Raw genomic sequence first — 6,962 nt, forward strand, 5'->3', positions numbered from 1 at the left:
ATACCGAAAGGCACGTAGGGTTCGGGGATCTCGCGCCCCGCCCCGCAGCCGACGTCGAGGATTCGCCCGGGCGGAAACATCCGGCGCAATTGACGCGACGCGCTCGGCCGCAACAGGTTCGACCGCCAGCGTGTCTTCTCGTCGAGCCATTTGCGAATGGGCCGGTTTTTGCGGCGGCGCTTCACTTCCGCGTCGCGTGTCTTCTCCCAGGCGAATTCGTCTACCAGCCGCTCGTATTTCGGCGGGTTGCGGAGATAGACGAAGCCGCAATCTCCGCAAGCGACGATCTTCCAAGCGCCGGACGAATAGGCGGGCAGGACCTCGTGCGTGTCGCTGTCGCATTGCGGACAGCAGCGCAGATCCTTGCCTTCCAGGCTCCTCGACACGGATTCGAGCACGGCACTCCCCGTCTTCAAGATATTGCAGTTTTCAGAGCCGCTTGGACCGAAACCCTGCCATGCAAGGCCAGCATCCTAGCAGACCAGACATGGCAGGTGACACAAATCCAAGACGAAACCGAGGCCGAGCCGACGCAATCTAGGCGGTAATCACCAGGCCGTCATAAGCCGGCTCCACCCCATCGGGCAGTTCGCCAGCCAAAGTCTCATAGTCGAGATCCACGTGCATATGGGTGAGGATGGACCGCTTCGGCTTCAGCCGTTCGATCCAGGAGAGTGCCTGCTCCACCGTCAGATGGCTTGGGTGCCCAGTGTAGCGAAGCGCATCGAGGATCCACACATCGAGCCCTTCGAGGTAAGGCAGCGCCGCGTCCGGAAAGTCGTTGACGTCCGGCGAGTAGGCGATCCCATCGAACCGAAAGCCGAGCGTATCGATGGCGCCATGCCGCTGAAGGAAGGGCATGGCCTCGATCACGCCGCCCGGACCCTCGATGCGAACCATCTCACCGGGCCTGATGTGCCTTGCATTCAGCACGGAGGGATACTCGCTGCCTTCCGGCTGCTCGAAGCAATAGGCGAAGCGTCGGCGCAACGCCTGTCCGACGGTCTCGTCGAAATAGACATCGACCCGGCGGCGGCCGTTGTAAGCCACCATGCGCAGGTCATCGATGCCGTGAACGTGGTCGGCGTGATCATGCGTGTAGAGCACGCCGTCGAGAAGGCTGACCTCCGCGTCGATCAACTGCTCGCGCAAATCCGGCGGCGTATCCACGAGCACTCGCGTGACCCCGTCCGGTCCGTGCCGCTCCACCAGAAGCGCGCAGCGCCGGCGCCGGTTCTTGGGGTTGCTGGGATCGCACGCGCCCCACTCATTGCCGATGCGGGGCACGCCGCCGGACGTGCCGCAGCCGAGGATGGTGGCTTTCAAGCTCATGCGGCGCTTGATTGTGCTTTCAGAGCCGCGCGGGGCACCTTCTTGAAAAGATGGAAAAAATTCTCCGTCGTCATGTGCGCCATCTCATCCTCGCTGATCCCGCGCAAAGCCGCTAGCCGCGCGGCGGTCTTCGCCACGAAGGCGGGCTCGTTGGTCTTGCCACGGAATGGCTCGGGCGCGAGATAGGGCGCGTCGGTTTCCACCAGAACGCGATCGTAGGGAACCGCGAGCGCGATATCGCGCAAGGCTTCCGCCTTCTTGAAGGTCACCACGCCCGAGAAGGAGATATACCCGCCGAGCGCGAGCCCGCGATGGGCCAGGTCCGCGCCGGACGTGAAGCAATGAAGCACGAAGGGAAAGGCCCCCTCCTTGCTTTCCTCTTCCAGGATACGCGCCACGTCCGCGTCCGCCTCGCGCGCATGAATGACGAGCGGCAAGCCCGTCTCCCGCGCAGCGGCGATATGGGTGCGGAAGCTCTTCTTCTGCATGTCGCGCGGGCTGTGATCGTAATGGTAGTCGAGTCCCGCCTCGCCGATGGCCACAACCTTGGGATGGCGAGCGATCTGGATCAGCTCCTCGACCGTGATATTCGGCTCTTCCGCGGCGTTGTGCGGGTGCGTCCCGACCGAGCAGTAGACGTTATCGTGCGCCTCGACGATGGCCTTCAGATCGTCGAACTTCGCGACCCGGGTCGAGATGGTCACCATCAGCCCCACGCCCGCCTCGCGCGCACGCGCCAGAACCCCGTCGAGCTCGGCGTTGAGCTCGGGGAAATCGAGATGACAGTGGCTGTCGATCAGCATCACGGAAAGATGAAATACCTATGTTGATTCAAACTGCTAGGGTGACGGGCGGAGATTCTCCAAGCCCTATGTGCCGCATATGGGCCGAGGAAACAATAGGGACCACCCCGCCTTAGAGAGGCACACTAAGAGAGGATCGAATGCCGAGACGGATCTGCCTCACGCTCATTGCCGGCGCCACGTTCGCCCTGCTTCTGTTCGCGGCACCGCCCGCGCAGGCCGGATGCAGCAAGCGCGTCGTCCTCTACAACGCCTCGTGGTGCACCTATTGCCGCCAGGTGCGCGCCATCCTCGCCCGCAACAACATTCGTTACACCATTCGGGATGCCACAACCGCGCCCGTCCAAGCCGACATGATCGAACGTTTCGGCGACGCGTCCGTGCCGCGCACGCTTATCGGAAACGCTGTTGTGGAAGGCCCCGACGAAGCGCGCATCAAGCGGCTGTGCCGATAGCGGTCCTTAAGACGCCGCCGCCTCGCTGTCCGGCTCCACATAGCGCGGGAACACGGCACTGGGCGCCGGAAGCTCCGAGCCGGGCTTCAAGCGCCCCGCAGGCCCGAGGCTCGCGAAATCGCGCGCGTCCTCAACCACGCCGAGCTGATCCAGAAGTTTCGCGCCGCTCTCGGGCATCACCGCCTGCACCAGAATGGCGATCTGCCGCGTGACCTCCGCCGTCACATAGAGGATCGTTCCCATGCGCTCGGGGTCGGTCTTCTTGTGCGCCCAGGGCTCTTCGCCCGCGAAATAGCGGTTGGCGTCGGCAATCAGCGCCCAGACGATCTCCAAGGCCCGGTGGATGGCGAAGGCGTCGATCGCCTCCTCGACCCGCGGCAGCACGCCGTCGGCGGCGGCAAGAATGGTCTCGTCGGCTTCCGTAAGCGCGCCGGGCTCCGGCACCACCCCACCGCAGTTCTTGGCGATCATCGACAGCGAGCGCTGCGCCAGATTGCCGAGATCGTTGGCGAGGTCGGCATTGATCCGTTGCGTGATGCCGTCGCGGCTGTAATTGCCGTCCTGGCCGAACGGCACCTCACGCAACAGGAAGTAGCGGATCTGATCCACGCCGAAGTCGGAAGCCAGCACGAAGGGATCGACCACGTTGCCGACTGACTTCGACATCTTCTCCCCGCGGTTATAGAGGAAGCCGTGCCCGAACACCTGCTTCGGCAACGCCACGCCCGCCGACATCAAGAAGGCCGGCCAATAGACCGCATGAAAGCGGATGATGTCCTTGCCGATGATATGAACATCGGCCGGCCAGTATTTCTTGAAGCTTTCCGATGCTTCGTCCGGGAATCCGACGCCTGTGATGTAGTTGGTCAGCGCGTCCACCCACACATACATGATGTGCTTGGGATCGCCGGGCACAGGGACGCCCCAGTCGAACGTTGTGCGCGAGACGGAAAGATCTTGGAGCCCGCCGCGCACAAAGCTCTTCACCTCGTTGGCGCGGGTTTCCGGCCCGATGAACTCCGGATGCGCCTCGTAATGCGAAAGTAGCTTGTCCTGGAAGGCGGACAGCCGAAAGAAATAGCTCTCCTCCTCCACCCATTCCACCGGCGTGCCCTGGGGCGACAGCTTGTTGCCGTCCGGTCCGTCCGTCAGCTCCTTCTCGTCGTAATAGGCCTCGTCGCGCACCGAGTACCAGCCGGCATATTTGTCGAGATAGATGTCGCCGGCCTCTTGCATGCGCCGCCATAACTCTTGCGCCGAACGCGTATGGCGCTCCTCGCGCGTCGTGATGAAATCGTCATGGGAGCAGTTGAGCGCCCGCACCATCTCGCGGAACTTCGGCGTGTTGCGGTCGGCGAGCTCGGCGGCACTGATTCCTTGCGCGCGCGCGGTCTGCAGCATCTTGATGCCGTGCTCGTCGGTGCCGGTGAGAAAGAACACGTCCATCCCCTGTAACCGCCGAAAGCGGGCGAGCGCGTCCGTCGCCACAGCCTCGTAGGCATGGCCGATATGGGGCGCATCGTTCGGGTAGGAGATCGCCGTGGTGATGTAATAGGGCCGCTTCTCAGCCATGGCGGAGACATAACCTTGCGACCCGCGCCCGGCAAGCGTGGTCCGCCGATGCCCTAAACAGGATGCTCCTCGGTGAGGTGCTGGAGGCGGAACCAGGCATTCAGCACCAGGAGGCTCCGGTCGAGGTTGAGCGCGAATGCCTCGCTCTTCGCCTCCGAGAGCGCCTCCCAGGCCTCCGCCCACTGGGCAAGATTATTCTTTGAAACGAAGCGCTTGGCGAGTTTTCGTTCCGCCTCGGTGGCGCCCTCTCCGGTGGCGGTGAAGCGGATCAGCCGCTCCATCAGGCCGAGCAGCAGCGCGAGGTAAAGCTCCAGCCGCTCCGTATCGTTGACGCCCGAGAGCCGCTCGGCTTGCTTGTGCAACGCGCCGCCGTCGAGGTCGGGCAGCGCGGCGACGGTCTCGAGAATCTGGTCATAGAGATCGATGCCTTTGCTCGAGACCAGCTCCAGCGCGCGCCGTTCGCTCCCTTGAGAGAGCGCCAGCGCCAGGGCAAGATCTTTGGCGTCGGCCCTGACCCCGTCGCGGTCGAGCGCCGCGCGCACCGCTTGCCCCAGAGGCTCATCGTCCAAGCCAGGCACCCGCAGCACCCGCGTCCGCGAACGAATGGTGACCGGAAGCCGCCCTTCGGCGTTCGAGATTAGAAGAAACAGCGTGCGGGGCGGCGGCTCCTCCAGCGCCTTCAGCAGCGCGTTCGCCGCGTTCTGGTTCAACTCATCGGCCCGGTCGACGATAACGACACGCCAAGTCCCCTCGCCCGCCGTGTTGCCAAGAAAGGCGCGCAGGCGGCGCACCTCATCCACGGAGATCCATTGCGAGTAGCGCTTGGTCTTCTCGATCCAGGATCGGCGGATGAGGAGCAGATTCGGATGGGACAGCCCCGCCACTTTCCGGAACAAGGGGTGCTCGCCGGGCACATCCTGCGCGTCTTCGGCCGCTTCGCGGTGGGCCAGAACCGTGCGGGCGAAGCGGTAAGCGAGCGTCGCCTTGCCGACGCCTTCCGGTCCCACCAAGAGCCATGCGTGGTGCATGCGGCCGCTTCGAAGCGCGCTCTCGAACTCGGCCGCCGCCGCATCATGGCCGAAGACACGATCGACCTCCCGCGGCGTGGAGAAGGGATCGAGACGATCGGGCTCGATAGGTGTATTGCCCGAACGCTCCGCTGCGGCGCTCATCGGCTCGCCCTCATGGGTTCAGGCGCTGGAGCACCGTTTCCCACACATCCTCGGCCACCATGGCCTCGGGCTGGCTTGCGTCGACCACGACGCAGCGGGCCGGCTCCTCATCGGCGATGTCGAGAAACGCGCGGCGCACCCGCTCATGCAGCATGAGCTCCTGCCCCTCGAAGCGGTCGGGCTCGGCGCCCTCGGCGCGGGCTTGGGCGCGGGCGAGCCCTTCTTCCGCGGGGATATCGAGAATGAACGTGATGTCGGGCGCCAGCGCGCCCACGGTCAGCCGTTCCAGTGCATTGATGATCCCGCGCGGCACACCGGCCGTCGCTCCCTGATAGGCACGCGTGGAATCCATGAACCGGTCGCACACCACCCACGCGCCCTCCTGGAGCGCGTCCTTGATCGCGTTGTCCACGTGGTCAGCGCGCGCCACCGAGAAGAGCACCGCCTCCGCCAGCGGTCCTAGCGGCGCGACTTGGCCCGAGAGCAGGACCTCGCGGATTTCCTCCGCCGCCGGCGACCCGCCGGGCTCGCGGGTCGCGAGCACCGCGCGTCCGGCGCGCGAAAGCCGGTTGGCGAGGATGCCCGCTTGCGTGGACTTGCCCGAGCCCTCGCCGCCTTCGAAGGTGATGAACCGGCCGATTTCGACGCCGCGCTGCATGTCAGTGTCTAAAGGAGCCAGCCGAACGCGAGCACGAGCAGGGAGTCGATGCCGCGCATGGCGAAACCGCTGCTTTTGATGTCCTCGCCGGCATAGAGCGGGATTTCATTCGTTGCCGTGGATTCGGCCGCATTGACCCGCAATGTCGCAATCTGATCGCCCTTCTTGATCGGCGCCTTGATGGGACCGTTATAGATGACCTCGGCGGACACCGCGCCCGTGGCGCTCGTCGGTAGCAGGAGATCGATATCGCCGTCGCCGACAAGCGGCACATAATGCTTCTCGCCGCCCCACACGAGCGCATCGCTCACCTTCTCGTCCGCGTCGAACAGCCGGAACGGCTTGAAGCTCTTGAAGCCCCATTCCAGCATGCGGCGCGCCTCCGACTCCCGTTCGTTCGGCGACTCCAGGCCGTTGACCACGAGGATCAGCCGCTGATCGCCGCGCTTGGCGCTGGCCACGAGTCCGTAGCCTGACTCCTTTAGGTGCCCGGTCTTGAGACCGTCCACGCCGATATCGGCCCAGACCAGCGGATTGCGGTTCCGGAAGGTGAACTTGTCCCGGTAGCGGAACTCCTTCTGGCCAAAGTAATGATAGTACTCCGGGTAAGCGTCGATCAGATGCTTGGCGAGGATCGCCAGATCCCGCGCCGAAGTGAGGTGGCCTTCGGCCGGCAGGCCATTCGTATTCACATAGGTCGACTGGGTCATCCCAAGCTCCTTTGCGTAATCGTTCATCCTCTTGACGAAGGCCTCTTCGCTCCCCGCGATCCCTTCGGCCAGGATGATGGTGGCGTCGTTGCCCGACTGGACGGCCACGCCCTGGACGAGATCGCTGATGGTGATGGGATCGCCGAGCGGCGCGAACATCGCCGCCGTGCCCGAAGGCGCGCCGCCCGTGCGCCACGCATGTTCGGTGACGGTGAAGCTGTCGTCGAGCTTGAGCCGCCCGGTCTTCAGCTCGCGGAAGA

The 6,962-nt window shown here is 64.5% G+C and carries 8 protein-coding genes; 1 reads left to right on the forward strand and 7 read right to left on the reverse strand.

The window, feature by feature from the left end; translation table 11 throughout:
- The 3 genes from ACSLE4_RS06565 to ACSLE4_RS06575 all read right to left on the reverse strand — a co-directional run.
- A partial coding sequence (locus ACSLE4_RS06565; protein WP_435903680.1) for a hypothetical protein occupies positions 1-398 on the reverse strand: 398 nt, incomplete at its 3' end.
- 139 nt (positions 399-537) lie between these two features.
- Positions 538-1,332: an MBL fold metallo-hydrolase gene (locus ACSLE4_RS06570; protein ID WP_435903681.1), complete on the reverse strand. Its 795-nt coding sequence runs from the start codon at positions 1,330-1,332 to the stop codon at positions 538-540.
- Positions 1,329-2,135 (reverse strand): TatD family hydrolase, encoded by an 807-nt coding sequence (locus ACSLE4_RS06575; protein ID WP_435903687.1) that lies wholly within the window; start codon positions 2,133-2,135, stop codon positions 1,329-1,331. Before ACSLE4_RS06575 ends, ACSLE4_RS06570 begins: the two co-directional genes overlap by 4 nt.
- Positions 2,136-2,275: 140 nt before the next feature.
- Here ACSLE4_RS06575 and ACSLE4_RS06580 point away from each other — a divergent pair, with 140 nt between their 5' ends.
- Complete coding sequence (locus ACSLE4_RS06580) at positions 2,276-2,590, forward strand: glutaredoxin family protein (protein WP_435903682.1); 315 nt, start codon at positions 2,276-2,278, stop codon at positions 2,588-2,590.
- Positions 2,591-2,596: 6 nt separating this feature from the next.
- Here the strand turns inward: ACSLE4_RS06580 and metG are convergent, their stop codons facing one another.
- The 4 genes from metG to ACSLE4_RS06600 form a co-directional block, all read right to left on the reverse strand.
- Positions 2,597-4,162, reverse strand: a complete 1,566-nt coding sequence (gene metG, locus ACSLE4_RS06585) for a methionine--tRNA ligase (protein WP_435903683.1) — start codon at positions 4,160-4,162, stop codon at positions 2,597-2,599.
- Between the two features lie 53 nt (positions 4,163-4,215).
- Positions 4,216-5,334, reverse strand: a complete 1,119-nt coding sequence (locus tag ACSLE4_RS06590; RefSeq protein ID WP_435903684.1) for a DNA polymerase III subunit delta' — start codon at positions 5,332-5,334, stop codon at positions 4,216-4,218.
- A gap of 10 nt (positions 5,335-5,344) precedes the next feature.
- On the reverse strand, positions 5,345-5,992 hold the full coding sequence (gene tmk / locus ACSLE4_RS06595; protein WP_435903685.1) for a dTMP kinase: 648 nt from the start codon (positions 5,990-5,992) through the stop codon (positions 5,345-5,347).
- An 8-nt stretch (positions 5,993-6,000) separates the two neighbouring features.
- Positions 6,001-6,962 (reverse strand): D-alanyl-D-alanine carboxypeptidase family protein (locus tag ACSLE4_RS06600; RefSeq protein ID WP_435903686.1); only part of this gene is annotated, 962 nt, incomplete at its 5' end.

Origin of the sequence: Methyloceanibacter sp. (assembly GCF_051306395.1) — a bacterium.
GTDB lineage: Bacteria > Pseudomonadota > Alphaproteobacteria > Rhizobiales > Methyloligellaceae > Methyloceanibacter.